An 18,873-nucleotide genomic window follows, 5' to 3' on the forward strand; every position below is an offset into this window, starting at 1 on the left:
GGTCCACCCCGTGTGCATTTCTGTCGCGCACGGACCTGCGGGTGCCAGCCGGCGCCCGGCCTTCCCTGCGCCCTTGTTACCGCAAGGGTAATGCGACCAGGCAAAGCTCGGGCGAATGCGCCGCGAGAGGGCGGAGGCATGCCTTGCGACGGAAATGCAAGTTGATGGTCTCCGAAAGCTCCTCATCCTCCGTCGGTGTTGAAGCAGCGGCGCACAAAAAACCTCGCGCCACCCGGTGCTACCACCTCAATTATCCGCCCTGCGGAATCCCCCCACTCCTCGCATGATCGCCCCGCCTCCACCGCACGCCGGCGCAATAGACTTTTCCCGACCCCGGCGGCATCCTGCCGCCATCAAACGATAACAGAGCGCCACACAGGCGGAGGAAACAGATCATGCTGCAGACACGGTTCACCAAGCTCGTCGGTGTCGAGCACCCGATCGTCCAGGGCGGCATGCAATGGGTCGGGCGCGCCGAGCTGGTCGCCGCCGTCGCCAATGCCGGAGCGCTCGGCTTCATCACGGCGCTGACCCAGCCGACACCGGAGGACCTCAGGAAGGAGATCGCCCGCTGCCGCGATCTCACCGACAAGCCGTTTGGCGTCAACCTCACCATCCTGCCCGCGATCAAGCCGCCGCCTTATGCCGAATATCGCGCCGCCATCATCGAGAGCGGCATCAAGGTGGTCGAAACTGCCGGCAACAAGCCGCAGGAGCATGTCGACGAGTTCAGGAAGCACGGCGTCAAGGTCGTGCACAAATGCACCAGCGTCCGTCACGGGCTCTCGGCCGAGCGCATGGGCGTCGACGCCATCTCGATCGACGGGTTCGAATGCGCCGGCCATCCCGGCGAGGACGACACCCCCGGCCTGATCCTGATCCCGGCTGCCGCCAACAAGATCAAGATCCCGATGATCGCCTCCGGCGGCTTTGCCGACGCCCGCGGCCTGGTCGCCGCACTGGCGCTGGGCGCCGAAGGCATCAACATGGGCACGCGCTTCATGGCGACCCAAGAGAGCCCCATTCATCAGCTCATCAAGGAGAAGATCGTCGCCAATGACGAGCGCGAGACCGAGCTGATCTTCCGCACCATGCGCAACACCTCCCGCGTCGCCAGGAACGAGATCTCGACCAAGGTCGTCGCGATGGAGAAGGAAGGCGCCAAGTTCGAGGATATCCGCGAGCTCGTCGCAGGCGCCCGCGGCAAGATGGTCTACGCGACCGGCAACTCGGACGAAGGCATCTGGTCGGCGGGCCAGGTCCAGGGCCTGATCCAGGACATCCCGACCTGCGCCGAACTGATCTCCCGCATCGTGCGCGAAGCCGAGGCGATCATCCGCAGCCGGCTCGAAGGCATGATCATTCATCCGACGGCGCAGGCCGCGGAATAATCACTGCAAGAAGCGAGAGCAATTCATGAAGGCTTATGTCTACAGCCCTGGTGGCGCTACGATTTCTGACGTCGCTCAACCAAAGCCTGAAGGCACGCAGGTGCTGGTCCGGGTCCGCGCCTGTGGCCTCAATCGCGCCGACACCGGCATGCGCAAGGGCCACGCCCATGGTGCGGCCGGCGGCGCCGGCACCGTGCTCGGCATGGAATGGGCCGGCGAGGTCGCCGCGCTCGGACCGGATGCCAAGGGCGTCAAGGTCGGCGACCGTATCATGGGCTCGGGCGGCGCGGCGTTTGCCGAATACACGCTGGCCGATCACGGCCGGCTGTTCCGCGCGCCCTCGAACATGAACTTCGAGGAAGCCGCCACCCTGCCCGTCGCGCTCGCGACCATGCACAACGCCGTCGTCACCATCGGCGGCGTGCAGCCCGGGCAGGCCGTGCTGATCCAGGGCGCAAGCTCCGGCGTCGGCCTGATGGCGATGCAGATTGCGAAGCTCAAGGGCGCCAAGCTCGTGATCGGCTCCTCGACTGATGCCACTCGCCGCGGCCGGCTGAAGGAGTATGGCGCCGACCTCGCGGTCGATTCCTCCGACCCCGCATGGGTCGACGAGGTGCTGAAGGCGACGAACGGCGAAGGTGTCGATCTCATCGTCGACCAGGTCTCGGGCAAGGTCGCAAGCCAGAACCTCGCGGCGACCAAGGTCAAGGGTCGCATCGTCAATGTCGGCCGGCTCGGCGGCACCCATGCCGATTTCAACTTCGACCTGCACGCGGCGCGCCGCATCGACTATGTCGGCGTCACCTTCCGCACCCGCAGCATCGAGGAGGTCCGCGAGATTTTTGAGGAGGTCCGCAAGGACATATGGGGCGCGGTCGAGTCGCGAAAACTGCAGCTGCCGATCGACAAGGTGTTTGCCTTCGACGACATCGACAAGGCGTTCGAGCACATGGAGGCGAACAAGCACCTGGGCAAGATCGTCGTGACGGTGCCGTAACATTCCTGGGGCCAAAGACCTAGGTCTAGTAGGGTGGGCAAAGCGAAGCGTGCCCACCATGCGTCAGCGTCCCCGAAAGATGGTGGGCACGGCGCTCCGCGCCTTTGCCCACCCTACAAAACCAGGCGGATCCCGCTCCTGCAACTCACTAGCGTCTACGCCTGTGGATCGTCGCTTGATGTTCACCCGCGGCCTGCTACATCCCCCGCCATGAGCTCCCAACACAACAAGACCTCGGTCGCAGCGATCTCGATCTTCGCCAGTGGCGGCATGGCGGCGGCCAAGTTTGCGGTCGGGATCGCGATCGGCTCGCTGGCGCTGATTTCCGAGGCGCTGCATTCCTCGATCGACCTGGTCGCCACCATCATCACCTGGGCGGTGGTGCGGGTGTCCGACAAGCCGGCGGACGAGGAGCATCATTACGGCCACGGCAAGCTCGAAAGCGTCTCGGCACTGGGCGTCACGGCCCTGCTCTACGTGCTCGCCGGCGGCATCCTGGTCGAGTCCTACAGCCGGCTGCGCGAGGGAACCGCACCGCCGACCATTTCGGCCGTGCCGTTCGTGGTGCTGGTGATCGACATCGTCGTCAATCTCTGGCGCGCCCGTGCCCTGCACCGTGCCGCGCGGGAGACCAGGAGCCAGGCGCTCGCCGCCGATGCGCTGCATTTCGCCTCCGACGTGATGGGCTCGTTCGCCGTGATCGTGGGCCTGATCCTCGCCGGTCTCGGCTTCTGGTGGGGCGACGCGGCCGCCGCCGCCGCCGTGGCCGTGATGATCGCCCTGCTCGGCCTGCGCATGGCCGGCTCGACCGTGCAGACGCTGGTCGACCGCGCCCCGGAAGGCGCGCATGAGACGGCCACGGCTGCGATCCGCAGCGTGCCGGGTGTGATTGGCGTCGAGCGGCTCCGCGTGCGCATGGTCGGGGCCACCACGTTCATCGACACGATCGCAAAGGTGCCGCGGACTTACCCCATCGACCGGGTCGAGGACATCAAGCGCAACGCGCAAGCAGCCGTCGAGAAGGCCTTCGGCGATACCGACCTCACCTTCACCGCAGTCCCCGTGGCGCGCGACAACGAGACCGTGCGCGACCGCATCATGGTCATCGCCCACAATTCGGGCCTCGCCATCCACCACGTCACCGTGCACGATCTCGGCGCCAAGCTGATCGTCAGCATCGACCTCGAGGTCGACGCCGGGATGCAGCTCGACGCCGCCCATGAGGTCGCCAACACGCTGGAACGCAACATCCAGGAAGAGTTCGGCGCGGACGTCGAGGTCGACGTCCACATCGAGCCGCTGGAACCGGAACTGCCGTTCGGGGTCGATGCCGCGTCGGAACGGGTGCAGGCCATCGCCGCCGCCCTGACAGAGTATGCCGCCGGCGGCGAGATCCACGACATCCACAATGTCCGCGTCCGCAACACCGACGCCGGCGAGATCGTCAACTTCCACTGCCGCGCCGAGCCGTCGATGAGCGTGATCAGAGTGCACGAGCATGTCGACGCGATCGAGCGCGCGTTGCGGCGCGCGTTCCCGAGCGTGAAGCGCGTCATCAGTCACGCCGAACCGCCGCGTGCGTGACAGAGAATGTGCGAGGAGTCACACGTTCTCGTTTCGGACTCGCCGCGCACGTAAGTTTGCGGACGCGCGACGCACAAACTGCGCGTTGGATAAGAATAAATTCGCGTTAACGATTCGTTGACTCTCGACAGCCCGCGAAATCTGGATTCAAATCGACCATGATTCGGAAGCGATGTGGGGCTGCTTCCAAAATCAAGTTGCAAGCAGGTTCCAGGGGGCTTTAGGCATGTCGCGTGCAGACGCCGCGAACGCGTGCGTCCAATCCGATTCGATCAAAGGATTGGCGCAATCGATCGCGAAACCTGCCTATCATCGGCTCCTGATCGCGGAGCCTGCGCTGCGCCGTGCCGTGCCGACGCTCATCATCGCGTTCCTGATCACGATCTGCCTCGGCGCGTTCGTGCAGGTCGTCGACCAGACGCGCCAGAAGCGGCTGGTGATCCGCCACGACATCTCGGCGCTCGCTGACCTGCTCGCCGAGCGCATCGACCGCCTCACCTCCGCGCGACAGGAGCGGCTGAAGAACATCGAGAGCCTGCCGGCGCTGCTGCCTGACCTCATTCCATCCTGGGGCACCGCCTCGGGCCGGCACGTCATCGTCACCTCGGCCGGACTCGACCGCCGCATCCTCGCCCGCATCCCGGTCGACAGCGATCCCTCGGGCAACGACCGCCTGCTCGACGCAATCACGACGGCGCAACTGCTGGCGGCGCCGCCGCGCGACGGCAACATCTCCGACATGACGCTGCCGAACGGCAACGCCGCGATGGCGACCTCGCGGCAGATCAAGTCGCTGCCCGGCTTCGTCACCGTGATCCAGGAGCGCAACGAGCCGATCTGGGGCTCGGACGCCGCGCTGTCGGTGACGCTGTCGGCCACCACCGGCTTCGTGGTCCTGATCCTCGGCTTCGCCTTCCACTGGCAGTCCACCCGTGCCCGCGAGGGCGATTTGATCAACGACGCCGTGCGCGGCCGGATCGACACCGCGCTCAACCGCGGTCGCTGCGGGCTGTGGGACTGGGACCTGTCGCGCGGCCGCATCTTCTGGTCGCAGTCGATGTTTTCGATGCTCGGCCTCGACGGCCGCAACGAGCTCCTCACCTTCGGCGAGGTCAACGCGCTGGTGAAGTCCGACGACATCGACCTGTTCGAGATCGCCGACCAGCTCATCTCCGAGAAGATCGACCACATCGACCAGACCTTCCGCATGCAGCATGTCGACGGCCACTGGATCTGGCTGCGCGTCCGCTGCGAAAAGACCAGCGGCGCGACGGACTCCAGTGTTCACCTGATCGGGATCGCCGTCGACATCACCGAGCAGAAGAGCCTCGCCGAGCGAACTGTCGAAGCCGATTTGCGCCTGCGCGACGCCATCGAGACCATTCCCGAAGCCTTCGTGCTGTGGGACGCCAGCGACCGCCTGGTGCTCTGCAATTCGCACTTCCAGCGCCTGCACAAGCTGCCCGACAGCGCCGTCATCCCCGGCACCTCCTACGAGACCGTGCTCGAGGTCGGCCGCATGCCCGAGGTCCGCACCCGGCATAACGAGACGGCGAGCCAGGGCCCCGGCGCGCGCACCTTCGAGGCGCAGCTCGACGACGGCAGCTGGTTGCACATCAGCGAGCGCCGCACCAAGGACGGCGGCTACGTCTCGGTCGGCACCGACATCACCCGCATCAAGGAGCACGAGCAGAAGCTGGTCGACAACGATCTACGCCTGCGCGCCACTGTCATCGACCTCAAGCGCTCGCAGGCAGCCCTGGAGCGCCAGGCGGGCGAACTGGCCGATCTCGCCGAGAAATACCAGCGCGAGAAGACCCGCGCCGAGGAAGCCAACCAGACCAAGTCGAAATTCCTCGCCAATATGAGCCACGAGCTGCGCACGCCGCTGAACGCGATCATCGGCTTCTCCGAGATCATGGGCTCGGGCATGTTCGGCGAGCTCGGCTCGGAGAAGTACCAGGAATACTGCCACGACATCCTGACCAGCGGGCATTACCTGCTCGAAGTCATCAACGACATCCTCGACATGTCCAAGATCGAGGCCGGCCGCATGAAGCTCGACATGGAAGAGCTCGACCTGGCGCAGACGCTGGCGGAATCCCTGCGGGTCGTCACCGGCCGCGCGCAGGACAAGCACCTGACGCTCGACGCCGACATCGCGAAATCCATCTCCGTCGTCGCCGACCGCCGCGCCACCAAACAGATCATCGTCAATTTGCTCTCCAACGCCGTGAAGTTCACGCCCGACGGCGGACGCATCGTGGTGCGCAGCCGGCAGCTCGACGACAGGATCGTGCTGATGATCGCCGACACCGGCATCGGCATCGCGCCGCATTCACTGACGCGGCTCGGCCGCCCGTTCGAGCAGGTCGAGAGCCAGCTCACCAAGACCTATCATGGCTCGGGACTGGGGCTGGCGATCGCCCGCTCGCTCGCTCAGCTCCATGGCGGCTCGATGCGGCTGCGCTCCAAGCTCGAGGTCGGCACCGTCGTGCGCGTCACCCTGCCCCGCGACGCGATCAAGTCGGCGTCAGGAATATCGGCCGCGGCCTGAATCCTACGATTGCAACGACGGTGCGACTTCCCGCGCGACGTTGACCAGCGCCGCGATCAGCGGCGTCATCGGATCACGCTGCGGGATCACCATGCCGATGCTGTAATTGACATCGGGATCGGTGATCGGGATCGAGCGCACCGTATCGGACAGGCCGAGCGTCTCGGCGAGTTTGGCCGGCATCACGCTGGCCCAGCGCCCCGTCTTCACATGCGTGAACAGCACGAGCAGCGAATTCGACGTCAAGGTCGGCGTCGCCTCCGCGCCGACCGAACGTAACGCGCGATCGATGATGCGGCGGTTCTGCATGTCGGGCGTCAGCAGGCACAGCGGCACCTGTCCGACCTCCTTCCACGTCACCGTCTCGCGATCGCCGAACATGCCATCCGGCGCGGTGAGCAGACGATAGCTCTCGCTGTAGAGCGGGATGGTGCGCACCTTGCCGATCGGCTCGTTCTCGATATAGGTCAGCCCCGCATCCACCTCGAGATTCTCGAGCAACCCCAGCACCTCGGACGAGGTCGTGGAGCGGATACTGAAGCGCACCTCGGGATGCCTGGCGCGGAACGGCGTCGTCAACGCAGCGACCATGCCGAGCACGGTCGGGATCGCGGCAATACGGATCTCGCCGGAGAGCTGATGCTTCAGCCCGTTGATCTCGTCACGCATCGCGCGGGCATCGCCGACGATACGCCGGGCCCAATCCAGCGCCCGCTCGCCTTCCGGCGTAAAACCCTGGAAGCGGGAGCCGCGCTGGACCAGCATGACGCCGAGGATCTCCTCGAGCTGCTTCAGCCCGGTCGACATCGTCGGTTGCGTCACGCCGCACACCTCAGCGGCCCGGCCGAAATGCCGCTCCTTCGCCAGCGCCAGCAACAGTTCAAGCTTGTCGAGCAACCGGTCATCCCCTCGAATTGTGTGGTGGCATGCAAGCTAGCATGCTCGCCCCCGTCCAACACGCAAAAACCGCCCGGCGGACGGCTTCAATTTCAATTTCAAATCGAGTGATTGCCATCGCAAATCGATCGGAATCCGCAATCGCAGCATGAGACAGCTTTATTGATCTTCGAACGATTCCAAATAGTTTGCGATCAGTAGACGCTCTGGTTGAGAACGAAGAATGACAGCGGTTTTTGAGCCTTGGGACGAAACGCGCGGCGCCGAGATCATCGCCGAACACAGCGAGCAGGAAGGCGCGACGCTGGTGATCCTGCACGCACTCCAGGAGGCGTTCGGCTACGTGCCGGGGGCAGCCATTCCCATGGTGGCGCAGGCGCTCAATCTGTCCCGCGCCGAAGTGCATGGCGTGTTCACGTTCTATCATGACTTCCGCCACAAGCCGGCCGGCCGCCACGTGCTGAAGCTCTGCCGTGCGGAGGCCTGTCAGGCGGCGGGCGGCGACGCGCTGGCGGCACGTGCGGAGGCAAAACTCGGCGTATCGCTCGGCCACACCACGGCCGACGATCGCGTCACGCTGGAGCCGATCTACTGCCTCGGATTGTGCGCGACCGCGCCCTCCGCGATGCTCGACGGCCGGCTCATCGGCCGGCTCGATGAAAAGCGTATCGATGCTCTCGTTGCGGAGGCGCAGCGATGAGCATCCGTCTATATGTCTCTCGCGACGCGGGCGCGCTTGCGGTCGGCGCCGACGAGGTCGCGCTGGCGCTGGAGCAGGCTGCAGCGAAGCGTGGCATCGCCGTCGAGATCGTCAGGACCGGCTCGCGCGGCCTCTACTGGCTCGAGCCGCTGGTCGAGGTCGCGACACCGCAGGGCCGGATCGCGTTCGGCCCTGTGACCGAGACCGATGTGCCCTCCCTACTCGACGCGCTCGCGAGCAACACGCCACATCTGCTGCGGCTCGGGGCTACCGACGAGATCCCCTGGCTCAAGCGCCAGACCCGCCTCACCTTCGCGCGCTGCGGCGTGATCGACCCGCGCTCGCTCGACGACTACCGCGCCCATGGCGGCTACAAGGGCCTGGAGCGCGCGCTCTCGCTTGGCTCGGATGCGATCCTCACCGAGGTCACCGCGTCGGGCCTGCGCGGCCGCGGCGGTGCGGGCTTCCCGACCGGCATCAAGTGGAAGACGGTCGCTCAGACGAAAGCGGATCGCAAGTTCATCGTCTGCAACGCCGACGAAGGCGACAGCGGCACCTTCGCCGACCGCATGATCATGGAAGGCGACCCCTTCCTCGTCATCGAAGGCATGACGACCGCCGGCATCACCGTCGGCGCGACCAAGGGTTACATCTATATCCGCAGCGAATATCCGCACGCGGTCGAGGCGATGAACGCGGCCATCCAGGCTGCGAAGCACGACGGCTATCTCGGCGCGAACATCGGCGGCTCAACATACAGCTTCGATCTTGAGGTGCGCGTCGGCGCCGGCGCTTACGTTTGCGGCGAAGAGACCTCGCTGCTGGAAAGCCTCGAAGGCCGCCGCGGCCTCGTGCGCGCAAAGCCGCCACTGCCCGCGCATCACGGCCTGTTCGGCAAGCCGACCGTGATCAACAACGTGTTGTCGTTCGCCGCCATCCCCTTCATCCTGGCCGAAGGCGCAAAGGCCTATGCCGATTTCGGCATGGGCCGCTCGCGCGGTACGATGCCGATCCAGCTCGCCGGCAACATTCTCCACGGCGGGCTGTTCGAGACGGCGTTCGGCGTGACGCTCGGCGAGCTCGTCGATGACATCGGCGGCGGCACGTTCACGCGCCGCCCGGTCCGCGCGGTGCAGGTCGGCGGTCCCCTGGGCGCCTACTTCCCGCGCGCGCTGTTCGACACCCCGTTCGACTACGAGGCCTTCGCCGCGCGCGACGGCCTGATCGGCCATGGCGGTATCGTCGTGTTCGACGACAGCGTCGACATGCGCAAGCAGGCGCGTTTCGCCATGGAATTCTGCGCCATCGAATCCTGCGGCAAGTGCACGCCGTGCCGGATCGGCTCGACCCGCGGCGTCGAGACGATCGAGAAGATCATCAAGGGCGAGCGCGTGAGTGAAAACCTCGCACTCGTCGAAGACCTCTGCAACACCATGAAATTCGGCTCGCTCTGCGCGCTCGGCGGCTTCACGCCCTACCCCGTGCTCAGCGCACTGAAGCACTTCCGGGAGGATTTCGTCCCGGCCCCGACCACGCTTCAGGCCGCGGAATAGGAGAACGACAATGTCTCTGATCGAAGAAATCGACTTCGGCACGCCGCGCTCGAAATCGGAAACGATGGTGACGCTGACCATCGACGGCAACCAGGTCACGGTGCCCGAGGGCACCTCGATCATGCGGGCGGCGATGGATGCCGGCCACCAGATCCCGAAACTCTGCGCGACCGACATGGTCGACGCATTCGGCTCGTGCCGCCTTTGCGTCGTCGAGATCGAGGGCCGCGCCGGCACGCCGGCCTCCTGTACCACGCCTGTCATGCCCGGCCTGATCGTGCACACCCAGAGCGAACGGCTCAAGAAGCTGCGCAAGGGCGTGATGGAGCTCTACATCTCCGACCATCCGCTCGACTGCCTCACCTGCGGTGCCAACGGTGATTGCGAGTTGCAGGACATGGCCGGCGCCGTGGGCCTGCGCGACGTCCGTTACGGCTATGACGGGGAGAACCACGTCTTCGCGAAATCCCACGGCGAGATCAACGCCGCCTGGATGCCGAAGGACGAGTCCAACCCGTACTTCACCTACGATCCCTCCAAGTGCATCGTCTGCTCGCGCTGCGTCCGCGCCTGCGAGGAGGTGCAAGGCACCTTCGCGCTGACGATTTCCGGCCGCGGCTTCGACAGCCGCGTGTCGCCTGGCATGAGCGAGAGCTTCCTCGGCTCCGAATGCGTCTCCTGCGGCGCCTGCGTGCAGGCCTGCCCGACTGCGACGCTGACCGAGAAATCCGTGATCGAGATCGGCCAGCCCGAACACTCGGTCGTCACCACCTGCGCCTATTGCGGCGTCGGCTGCGCCTTCAAGGCCGAGATGCGCGGCGAGGAAGTCGTCCGCATGGTGCCGTACAAGGACGGCAAGGCCAATCGCGGCCATTCCTGCGTCAAGGGCCGCTTCGCCTGGGGCTACACCAACCACAAGGAACGCATCCTCAACCCGATGATCCGCGAGCGGATCGAGGATCCCTGGCGCGAAGTGTCGTGGGACGAGGCCTTCTCGTTTGCCGCCGACAGGATGCGCGGCATCCAGAAGAAATACGGCCGCGACGCCATCGGTGGCATCACGTCGTCCCGCTGCACCAATGAAGAAACCTATCTGGTGCAGAAGCTGATCCGCGCCGGGTTCGGCAACAACAACGTCGACACCTGCGCTCGCGTCTGCCACTCCCCGACCGGCTATGGCCTCTCGACCACGTTCGGCACCTCTGCCGGCACGCAGGATTTCGACTCGGTCGAGGACACCGACGTCGTCGTCGTCATCGGTGCCAACCCCGCTTCGGCCCACCCGGTGTTCGCCTCCCGCCTGAAGAAGCGGCTGCGCCAGGGCGCCAAGCTGATCGTGATCGATCCGCGCCGCACCGAGATGGTGGAATCGCCGCATGTGAAGGCGCTGCACCTACCGTTGATGCCCGGCACCAACGTTGCGGTGATGACGGCGCTGGCGCATGTGATCGTCACCGAAGGCCTCGTCGACGAGGCCTTCGTGCGCGAGCGCTGCGACTGGAGCGAGTTCGAGGAATGGGCGGCCTTCGTTGCCCAGCCGAACAACAGCCCGGAAGCCACCGCCATCCTCACCGGCGTCGATCCGAAGGATCTGCGCGAAGCAGCCCGCGTCTACGCCACCGGCGGCAACGGCGCGATCTACTACGGTCTCGGCGTCACCGAGCACAGCCAGGGCTCGACCACCGTGATTGCGATCGCCAACCTCGCGATGGCCACAGGCAATATCGGTCGTCCCGGCGTGGGCGTGAATCCGCTGCGCGGCCAGAACAACGTGCAGGGCTCCTGTGACATGGGCTCGTTCCCGCACGAGCTGCCCGGCTATCGCCATATCTCGGGCGATGCCGTGCGGGACCAGTTCGAGGCGCTGTGGAATGTCAAGCTCAACCCCGAGCCGGGCCTGCGCATTCCCAACATGTTCGACGCCGCGGTCGAAGGCACCTTCATGGGGATCTACGTGCAGGGCGAGGACATCCTGCAATCCGATCCCAACACCAAGCATGTGGTGGCGGCACTCTCGGCGATGGAATGCGTCATCGTCCACGACCTCTTCCTGAATGAGACCGCGAACTACGCCCATGTGTTCCTGCCGGGCTCCAGCTTCCTCGAGAAGGACGGCACCTTCACCAATGCCGAGCGCCGCATCCAGCGTGTCCGCAAGGTGATGACGCCGAAGAACGGCCTCGCCGATTGGGAGGTCACCATCGGCCTCGCCAAGGCCATGGGCTTCGAGATGAGCTACAGCCATCCTTCCGAGATCATGGACGAGATCGCGGCGCTGACCCCGACCTTCGCCGGCGTCTCCTATACCAAGCTCGACGAGCTCGGCTCGGTGCAGTGGCCCTGCAACGACAAGGCGCCCGAGGGCACGCCGGTGATGCATATCGACGGCTTTGTCCGGGGCAAGGGCAAGTTCGTCGTCACCGAATATGTCGCGACCGACGAACGCACCGGCCCGCGCTATCCGCTGCTGCTCACCACGGGCCGCATCCTCAGCCAGTACAATGTCGGCGCGCAGACCCGGCGCACCGAGAACGTGGTCTGGCATGCCGAGGATCGGCTGGAGATCCATCCGCACGATGCCGAACAGCGCGCCGTGCGCGACGGGGACTGGGTGCGGCTGAAGAGCCGCGCCGGCGAGACCACGCTGCGTGCGGAGATCACCGATCGCGTCGCGCCGGGCGTCGTCTACACCACGTTCCACCATCCGGACACGCAGGCCAACGTCATCACGACCGACTATTCGGACTGGGCGACCAACTGCCCCGAATACAAGGTCACGGCGGTGCAGATCTCGCCGTCGAACGGCCCGTCCGACTGGCAGAAGGCCTACGACGCCCAGGCGCGGCATTCCCGCCGCATCGCGCCGGCCGAGGCCGCGGAGTAGCGGCGTGCACGTGCCGATCCAGGCCATCGACCGCGATATCTGGCGCGACGGTGTCGCGTCCGAAGGAGCGCGGCTGATCCCGGAGGAGACGCCGCTGGCGCTGACCTACAATGGCGGCACCTACGGCGTCATGATGGGAACGCCGCAGAACCTCGAAGATTTCGCGGTCGGCTTCAGCCTGAACGAAGGCATCATCAAATCCGTCGATGACATCAAGTCGCTCGAGATGGTCCGCCTCGACGACGGCATCGAGCTGCGCATGTGGCTGGCCTCGGAAGATGCCGCGCGCATTGGCGAGCGCCGCCGGCACATCGCCGGTCCGACCGGCTGCGGCATTTGCGGCATCGACTCGATTGCCGAAGCCGTACGGCCTGCGGCCGTCGTGCCGCAGGGGCAGACGTTTACGCCCGAGCAAATCATGGCGGCGATGCAGGCCATCGCCCCGCTGCAATCGATCAATCTGCAGACCCGCGCCGTTCATGCCGCCGCGTTCTGGTCGCCTGCCGGCGGTATCGTCGCGCTGCGCGAGGATGTCGGCCGCCACAACGCGCTCGACAAGCTCGCCGGTTCGCTGGCGCGCAGCCGTACGGCTGCAAGCGGCGGCATCGTGCTGCTGACGAGCCGCGTCTCGATCGAGATGGTGCAGAAGACCGCCGCCATCGGCGCGCCGGTGATGGTCGCCGTCTCTGCGCCGACTGCCCTTGCGGTGCGCACCGCGGAGGCCGCCGGCATCACGCTGATTGCCATTGCCCGCCAGGACGGGTTCGAAGTGTTTTCGCATGGCGGCCGGGTTGTCGCCCGTCATGCCACGGAGGTTGCCGATGTCGCCTGACCGCCTGATCTACATGGCCAACCAGATCGGCACGTTCTTCCGGAGCCAGGGCCACGACAAGGCCGTGCCGGGCATCGCCGACCACATCAAGAAGTTCTGGGATCCGCGGATGAAGCGCGCGATCTTCGCCCATCTCGATGCCGGCGGCGCGGGCCTGGAGCCGAACGTGCGGGAGGCGCTCACCTCGCTGAGGCCGACGACGTCCCTTCCAGCAGCGCCCTGAAGACACGGCGCACCTCGCTCTGCGTCTCCTTCACGCGCGCCTCCAGCGAGGAGAAATGCGGCGCATCGCCGGCGCGTGCCATCACGCGCAGGAGGTCCGTGCCGGCGGTCTCCGGCTTGAACCGGTCACTGACGCAGAGCCGCAGGATCTGCGTCAGGTCGTGATAGAGCCGCGCCGCGGCCCGCAATATCTCGGTCTCCGATTGTGCGAGCACGCCGAGCCTGCATGCATTGTCCAGCACCTGCGTGGTGCCGACGTCGAGAATTTCCGGTTTCTCGTGCGCATGCACGAGCTGGAGATATTGCGCGATGAAGTCGATGTCGACCATGCCGCCGGCAGCATATTTCAGATCCCAGCAATCGGCCTCGCCCTTCTCTTGGGCGATCGCGCGCCGCATGTCGGCAACATCGTTGGCGGTGATTGCGGGATCGCGGCGACGGGTCAGGACATCGCGGATGACGTGTTCGATCCGCTCCCGGAATTCGGGCGAAGCCGACACGACGCGCGCGCGCGTCAGCGCCATGTGCTCCCAGGTCCAGGCCTCGTTGGCCTGGTAGTCCGCGAACGAGACGAGGCTCGAGGCCACAGGGCCGGCACGCCCCGAGGGGCGCAGCCGCATGTCGATCTCGTAGAGCACTCCGTAATTGGTGCGCGTCGTGAACGCACTGATCAGGCGCTGGGTGAAGCGGGCGAAGTAATGCGCACCTTGCAGTGACTTCGCACCGTCGGAGTCCGGATTGTCGCTGTCGAAATCGTAAAGCAGGATCAGGTCGAGATCGGACGACGCGGTCATCTCGCGACTGCCGAGCCGGCCCATCGCGATGATTGCGCTCTCCTGCCCCTTGATCCGGCCATGCTGGGCGGCGAAACGGTCGGCGACGAGACCATGCACGGTATGGACGATGCCCTCGGCGACGTCGGCAAAGGCCGTGCTCGCCTGCTGCGCCGAGACGGTGCCGGAGAGAATGCGCGTGCCGATCAGGAACAGGCTCTCCTGCCCGAACAGACGCAGGCGGTCGAGGAACTCTTCGTAAGAGCCGGCATCCTGCACGGTGGTCGCAAGCCGCCCCGACAATTCCTGCCGGTCGGGCATGGCGCCGAAGAAGCGCGGATCGATCAGGCCGTCCATGAGCTGCGGCTGCCGCGCCAGCATCTCGCCGAGCCGGGGCGCCGCGCCCAGCACCAGAGCCACGAGCGCGACGAGATCGCGGTTCTGACCGAGCAGCGTGATCAGCCGGCCGCCGCGCTGAAGCGCTCCAAGGAAATGGTCGAACGCCACGACGGCCCGATCCGGCTCCTCGGCATGAGCGAGACCGTCGATCAGGGCCGGCACGAATTCGACGAAAGCGTTTCGCGTCGCCTCGACGCGGAACACGCGGTACTCGCCGATGATCCAGTCACGCACGGTCTGCGCGACGGCGGCAGGCTTCTTGAAGCCGAGCGTGGCCAGATACTGAAGCAGCCGCGGATCATCGGGACCCGCACTGTAGTCGAGCGCCGGCAGCTTGGCCGTGCCGGTCGGATCGTCGCCCTCGAACAGTTTTTCGTAGTGGCCCTGAACGATCTCGAGCTGGCGCAAGAGATCGCGGGCAAAGGCCTCGCGATCCGGATAGCCGAAGAACCAGGCGAAACGCTCGACCGCCTCCTTGTCCTCGGGCAGTGTGTGGGTCTGCTCGTCGGCTATCATCTGGAGGCGATGCTCGACCCGGCGCAGGAATTGGTACGCCGTGGTCAGCTCGTCACGCGCCGCAATCGTGATCCAGTTGCTGGAAGCAAGCACGCCGAGTGCGGCGAGCGTCGGCCGCACGCGCAGTTCGGGATGTCGTCCCCCGGCGATCAATTGCTGGGTCTGGGCGAAGAACTCGATCTCGCGGATTCCGCCGCGCCCGACCTTGACGTTATGGCCTTCGACCGCGACCTCGCTCTGACCGCGATAGGTCTGCATCTGCCGCTTCATGTCGTGAACGTCGGCAAGCGCGGCAAAGTCGAGATGCTTGCGCCAGACGAAGGGCGCGATCTCCGCGAGCAGCGCCTCGCCTGCCCTGGGATCGCCGGCGCAGGCGCGCGCCTTGATCATCGCGGCGCGCTCCCAGGTGCGCCCTTCCCGCTCGTAGTAGTTCAGCGCGGCGTCGCGCGAAATCGCCACCTGCGTCGAGGATGGATCGGGACGCAGGCGCAGATCGACGCGGAAGACGTAACCGTCATAGGTGCGCTGCTGGAGAATGCGTGCCATCCCCTGCGTCACCCTCACGAAGAAGGGCTGGGGTTCGATATCCGCGGCCAGCGTCGTATTGTCGGGATCGAAAAACACGATGAGATCGATGTCGCTGGAATAGTTCAGCTCGCCTGCGCCCATCTTGCCCATCGCAAGCACGATCAGCCCGCAGCCCTCCTCCGGCGCCTCGGGATTGGGCGGCGAGAGCTTGCCACGTGCGGCTTCCTGCCGCAGCAGGTATTGAAGCGTCGCCCGCACCGAGGACACCGCGACATCGGTAAGCGCTGCGGTCACCCGCGTTACCGGCCAGACCCCGCCGATGTCGCACAGTGCGATCAGGAGCGCGGCCTCCGCCTTCATGCGGCGCAGCAGCCGCATCACCTCGGCTTCGTCGGATGCCGCGAGCACCGCGCCGTTCGCCTCCGCGACCAGCGTGGCGAGATGCGCATCCGGTTCGCATTCCAGCAGCCGGATCAGGCGCTGCGGATCAGCGCGCAGCAGCTCGAACAGATAAGGCGAGAATTCCGCGATGCCAGCCAGGATGTCCCGCGCGAAGCGGTGAGCCAGCAGCGCTTGAAGACGGGTGAATTGCGCGGGCTCGAGCTCGGCCAGCCAGCTTTCAAAACGTCCTTGGTCGGTGGCGGAAGCGGCAATATGGGGAGCCTCCGCGAAGCGTGCGGCAAGTCTCTCACCATGCTTGTCCGCGTTTCCCGGCGCGGAATGGTTCATGCCACCTTCTGTGGCACATCCTGCATTGGCGGAGCAACCCTGTCGCCGGCCCCCGCGCGCGCCGGCAGCACAAGCGTGGCGACAAGCCCGGGCTGGGCGTCACCCAACCTCAACTCACCGCCATGCAATGTCGCGACCGCCGAGGCGAGACTGAGGCCGAGGCCGGATCCAGGCAGCGTGCGGCTGGCTTCCAGCCGCACGAATCGCTCGACGGCATGCTTGCGGTCGGCCTCGGGGATTCCGGGGCCGCGATCGGTGACGCTGAGCAGCACCTGGTCGCCCTCGCGTTTCGCCTCGATCGTGATCTGCCTTGAATCGAGGCTGACCACGGTTCCACCTGTTAGCGCGACCGGCTTGCCGTATTTGATCGCATTCTCGACCAGATTGGCGAGCGCCTGGCTGATCAGTTCGCGGTTGGCGTGCACTGGCGTCGGATCGGCCTTGACCTTCAGCGTCATGCCGTCGTCTTCAGCCAGCGGCTCGTAGAGCTCGTGGATGCCGTTGGCGACATCGGCCGCGTCGAAATCGTCCATGTTGCCGCGCGCCTGCCCGGACTCGGCGCGCGCGATCATCAGCAGCGCGTTGAAGGTACGGATCAGGCCGTCGGATTCCTCTATGGTCCGCTCCAGCGCGGCGCGGTAGTCAGCCTCGCTGCCTGATTTCGCCAGCGCCTCCTCGGCGCGGTTGCGCAAGCGTGTCAGCGGCGTCTTGAGATCGTGGGCGATGTTGTCGGAGACCTCCTTCAGCCCCGCCATCAGCGCCTCGATGCGCTCCAGCATGGCATTGAGGTTTTCGGCGAGGCGGTCGAGCTCGTCACCGCTGCGTCCTACCGGCAGGCGCTCGCTGAGATCGCCGGTCATGATGCGATGGGCCGTCCCGGACATGGCGTCGATGCGCCTGAGCACCCTGCGCGCGACGAAGATCCCGCCGCCCAGGCCAAGCACCACGACGATCAGCACCGACCATTGCGCGGCCTTGGCGACGATGCCGAACAGGCGCCGCCGCTCGGCGAGGTCGCGGCCGATCAGAAGCCGGAAGCCATTCTCGAGCTCGGTGACGCGCACCAGGGCGCGATGGTCGCGCTCGTCCGCATCCTCGATGCGCCGATACGCCGTCTCCGACCAGCCGCGCGTCGCCATCACGCCGGGCGCCAGCGAGCCGACATTGCCGGCGATCGCCTGCCCGGTCGGCGTGGTCACGAGGTAGAGGTTGGCCCCCGGCCGCAGCGCCCGGTACTCAATCGCGCGCACGAGGCCGACCAAGCCGCGGCGGCCGTAGATCTCGTTGATCTCGGAGGTCTCGGCATTGACCGTCTGCGTGATTTCCTCGGTGATCAGCCGCCGCGTATTCCAGGCGAAATAGGCCAGCAGCGAGGCCGCGAACATCGCGAACAACAGCAAATAGACCAGCGTCAGCCGGAATGCCGTGGTGCGGACGAGTTTACCGAATGCCGTCACGGATCATGTATCCCGCGCCGCGGATCGTGTGCAGCAGCGGCCGCTCAAAACCCTTGTCGATCTTGGAACGCAGCCGTGAAATGTGCACGTCGATCACGTTGGTCTGCGGATCGAAATGATAGTCCCACACGTTCTCCAGCAGCATGGTGCGGGTCACCACCTGGCCCGCATGCTTCATCAAATATTCGAGCAGGCGGAATTCGCGCGGCTGCAGCGTCAGCTCGTCCTTGCCGCGCGCGACACGATGGGAGAGCCGGTCGAGCTCGAGATCGCCGACGCGGTACAGTGTGTCCTCGGCCGGACCGCCGCGGCGGCGCGACAGCACCTCGACCCGGGCCAACAGCTCGGCGAAGGAATAGGGTTTCGGCAGATAGTCGTCGCCGCCGGCGCGCAAGCCCTTGATGCGATCGTCGACCTGGCCGAGCGCGGAGAGAATCAGCACCGGCGTCGAATCGTCCTTGTCGCGGAGCGCGCCGATCACCGACAGGCCGTCGCGCTTGGGCAGCATGCGGTCAACCACCAGCACGTCGTAGTCGCCGTTCTCGGCCATGGCGAGGCCTTCCTCGCCGTCGGCGGCGTGGTCGGCAATGTGCCCGACCTCGCGAAACGCCTTCACGAGGTAGTCGGCGGATTCGCGGTCGTCTTCGATGATGAGGAGGCGCATCGTGCGTTCGGCAACGGTCAAGGGAGTGAACCTTCTCTAAACATGGCGCGAGCGGCAATCGCATGCAAGCCGAGTGAGAGACTCTGGCATCGAGAAAAAGGCGGGCGGTGAAGCTGGGGGGACTTCACCGCCCTAGGCCTTCCGACGGAGGGGGGCGTATTCCACCGGAAGGTAGACAGGGGAAGCAAAC

Annotated in this window: 13 protein-coding genes; 9 read left to right on the forward strand and 4 right to left on the reverse strand. The window is 65.9% G+C overall.

Annotated features, from left to right (window positions below; translation table 11 throughout):
• Positions 1–395 precede the first annotated feature (395 nt).
• The 4 genes from AC0L3J_RS08025 (at position 396) to AC0L3J_RS08040 (ending at position 6,529) form a co-directional block, all read left to right on the forward strand.
• Complete coding sequence (locus AC0L3J_RS08025; RefSeq protein ID WP_456765123.1) at positions 396–1,391, forward strand: NAD(P)H-dependent flavin oxidoreductase; 996 nt, start codon at positions 396–398, stop codon at positions 1,389–1,391.
• Positions 1,392–1,416: 25 nt separating this feature from the next.
• Entirely contained in the window at positions 1,417–2,388 is a 972-nt protein-coding gene (locus AC0L3J_RS08030) for a zinc-binding dehydrogenase (protein ID WP_456765124.1), read from the forward strand.
• A gap of 210 nt (positions 2,389–2,598) precedes the next feature.
• The gene (locus tag AC0L3J_RS08035; protein WP_456765125.1) at positions 2,599–3,972 is read left to right on the forward strand and encodes a cation-efflux pump; all 1,374 of its coding nucleotides are present in this window, start codon (positions 2,599–2,601) and stop codon (positions 3,970–3,972) included.
• 226 nt (positions 3,973–4,198) lie between these two features.
• Complete coding sequence (locus tag AC0L3J_RS08040) at positions 4,199–6,529, forward strand: PAS domain-containing sensor histidine kinase (protein WP_456765126.1); 2,331 nt, start codon at positions 4,199–4,201, stop codon at positions 6,527–6,529.
• A gap of 3 nt (positions 6,530–6,532) precedes the next feature.
• Here the strand turns inward: AC0L3J_RS08040 and AC0L3J_RS08045 are convergent, their stop codons facing one another.
• Positions 6,533–7,426: a LysR family transcriptional regulator gene (locus AC0L3J_RS08045; RefSeq protein WP_247433008.1), complete on the reverse strand. Its 894-nt coding sequence runs from the start codon at positions 7,424–7,426 to the stop codon at positions 6,533–6,535.
• 223 nt (positions 7,427–7,649) lie between these two features.
• On the opposite strand from AC0L3J_RS08045, the gene AC0L3J_RS08050 reads away from it, so the two are divergent.
• From AC0L3J_RS08050 to AC0L3J_RS08070, 5 genes are read left to right on the forward strand one after another with little or no spacing between them, the layout of a single operon-like run.
• The gene (locus AC0L3J_RS08050; RefSeq protein ID WP_456765127.1) at positions 7,650–8,126 is read left to right on the forward strand and encodes a formate dehydrogenase subunit gamma; all 477 of its coding nucleotides are present in this window, start codon (positions 7,650–7,652) and stop codon (positions 8,124–8,126) included.
• Positions 8,123–9,679: a formate dehydrogenase beta subunit gene (locus tag AC0L3J_RS08055; protein WP_456765128.1), complete on the forward strand. Its 1,557-nt coding sequence runs from the start codon at positions 8,123–8,125 to the stop codon at positions 9,677–9,679. Before AC0L3J_RS08050 ends, AC0L3J_RS08055 begins: the two co-directional genes overlap by 4 nt.
• A gap of 10 nt (positions 9,680–9,689) precedes the next feature.
• Positions 9,690–12,563, forward strand: a complete 2,874-nt coding sequence (gene fdhF, locus AC0L3J_RS08060; RefSeq protein WP_456765129.1) for a formate dehydrogenase subunit alpha — start codon at positions 9,690–9,692, stop codon at positions 12,561–12,563.
• Positions 12,564–12,567: 4 nt separating this feature from the next.
• Positions 12,568–13,395, forward strand: coding sequence for a formate dehydrogenase accessory sulfurtransferase FdhD (fdhD, locus tag AC0L3J_RS08065; protein ID WP_456765130.1), 828 nt, complete (start codon positions 12,568–12,570; stop codon positions 13,393–13,395).
• Entirely contained in the window at positions 13,385–13,618 is a 234-nt protein-coding gene (locus AC0L3J_RS08070; RefSeq protein WP_456765131.1) for a formate dehydrogenase subunit delta, read from the forward strand. The genes fdhD and AC0L3J_RS08070 overlap by 11 nt, the downstream gene beginning before the upstream one ends.
• On the opposite strand, the gene AC0L3J_RS08075 is transcribed toward AC0L3J_RS08070, so the two are convergent.
• The 3 genes from AC0L3J_RS08075 to AC0L3J_RS08085 are packed head-to-tail and all read right to left on the reverse strand — an operon-like array spanning position 13,575 to position 18,683.
• Positions 13,575–16,562 carry a bifunctional [glutamine synthetase] adenylyltransferase/[glutamine synthetase]-adenylyl-L-tyrosine phosphorylase gene (locus AC0L3J_RS08075; RefSeq protein WP_456765132.1) on the reverse strand — a complete coding sequence of 996 codons (2,988 nt, stop codon included), beginning with the start codon at positions 16,560–16,562 and terminating at the stop codon, positions 13,575–13,577. The two genes, AC0L3J_RS08070 and AC0L3J_RS08075, sit on opposite strands and share 44 nt — an antisense overlap.
• The gene (locus AC0L3J_RS08080; protein WP_456765133.1) at positions 16,559–18,019 is read right to left on the reverse strand and encodes a sensor histidine kinase; all 1,461 of its coding nucleotides are present in this window, start codon (positions 18,017–18,019) and stop codon (positions 16,559–16,561) included. The genes AC0L3J_RS08075 and AC0L3J_RS08080 overlap by 4 nt, the downstream gene beginning before the upstream one ends.
• Positions 18,003–18,683, reverse strand: coding sequence for a response regulator transcription factor (locus tag AC0L3J_RS08085; RefSeq protein ID WP_035969420.1), 681 nt, complete (start codon positions 18,681–18,683; stop codon positions 18,003–18,005). Before AC0L3J_RS08085 ends, AC0L3J_RS08080 begins: the two co-directional genes overlap by 17 nt.
• Between the last annotated feature and the right edge of the window lie 190 nt (positions 18,684–18,873).

This window comes from Bradyrhizobium sp. Kon37 (assembly GCF_055807535.1).

What these genes read in the sequence shown, in the direction of transcription:
- AC0L3J_RS08050 (WP_456765127.1), top strand. Translation starts at nt 7,650, where the DNA reads ATGACAGCGGTTTTTGAGCCTTGGGACGAAACGCGCGGCGCCGAGATC.
- AC0L3J_RS08075 (WP_456765132.1), bottom strand. Translation starts at nt 16,562, where the DNA reads ATGAACCATTCCGCGCCGGGAAACGCGGACAAGCATGGTGAGAGACTT.
- AC0L3J_RS08035 (WP_456765125.1), top strand. Translation starts at nt 2,599, where the DNA reads ATGAGCTCCCAACACAACAAGACCTCGGTCGCAGCGATCTCGATCTTC.
- AC0L3J_RS08085 (WP_035969420.1), bottom strand. Translation starts at nt 18,683, where the DNA reads ATGCGCCTCCTCATCATCGAAGACGACCGCGAATCCGCCGACTACCTC.
- AC0L3J_RS08025 (WP_456765123.1), top strand. Translation starts at nt 396, where the DNA reads ATGCTGCAGACACGGTTCACCAAGCTCGTCGGTGTCGAGCACCCGATC.
- AC0L3J_RS08070 (WP_456765131.1), top strand. Translation starts at nt 13,385, where the DNA reads ATGTCGCCTGACCGCCTGATCTACATGGCCAACCAGATCGGCACGTTC.
- AC0L3J_RS08055 (WP_456765128.1), top strand. Translation starts at nt 8,123, where the DNA reads ATGAGCATCCGTCTATATGTCTCTCGCGACGCGGGCGCGCTTGCGGTC.
- AC0L3J_RS08040 (WP_456765126.1), top strand. Translation starts at nt 4,199, where the DNA reads ATGTCGCGTGCAGACGCCGCGAACGCGTGCGTCCAATCCGATTCGATC.
- fdhF (WP_456765129.1), top strand. Translation starts at nt 9,690, where the DNA reads ATGTCTCTGATCGAAGAAATCGACTTCGGCACGCCGCGCTCGAAATCG.
- AC0L3J_RS08030 (WP_456765124.1), top strand. Translation starts at nt 1,417, where the DNA reads ATGAAGGCTTATGTCTACAGCCCTGGTGGCGCTACGATTTCTGACGTC.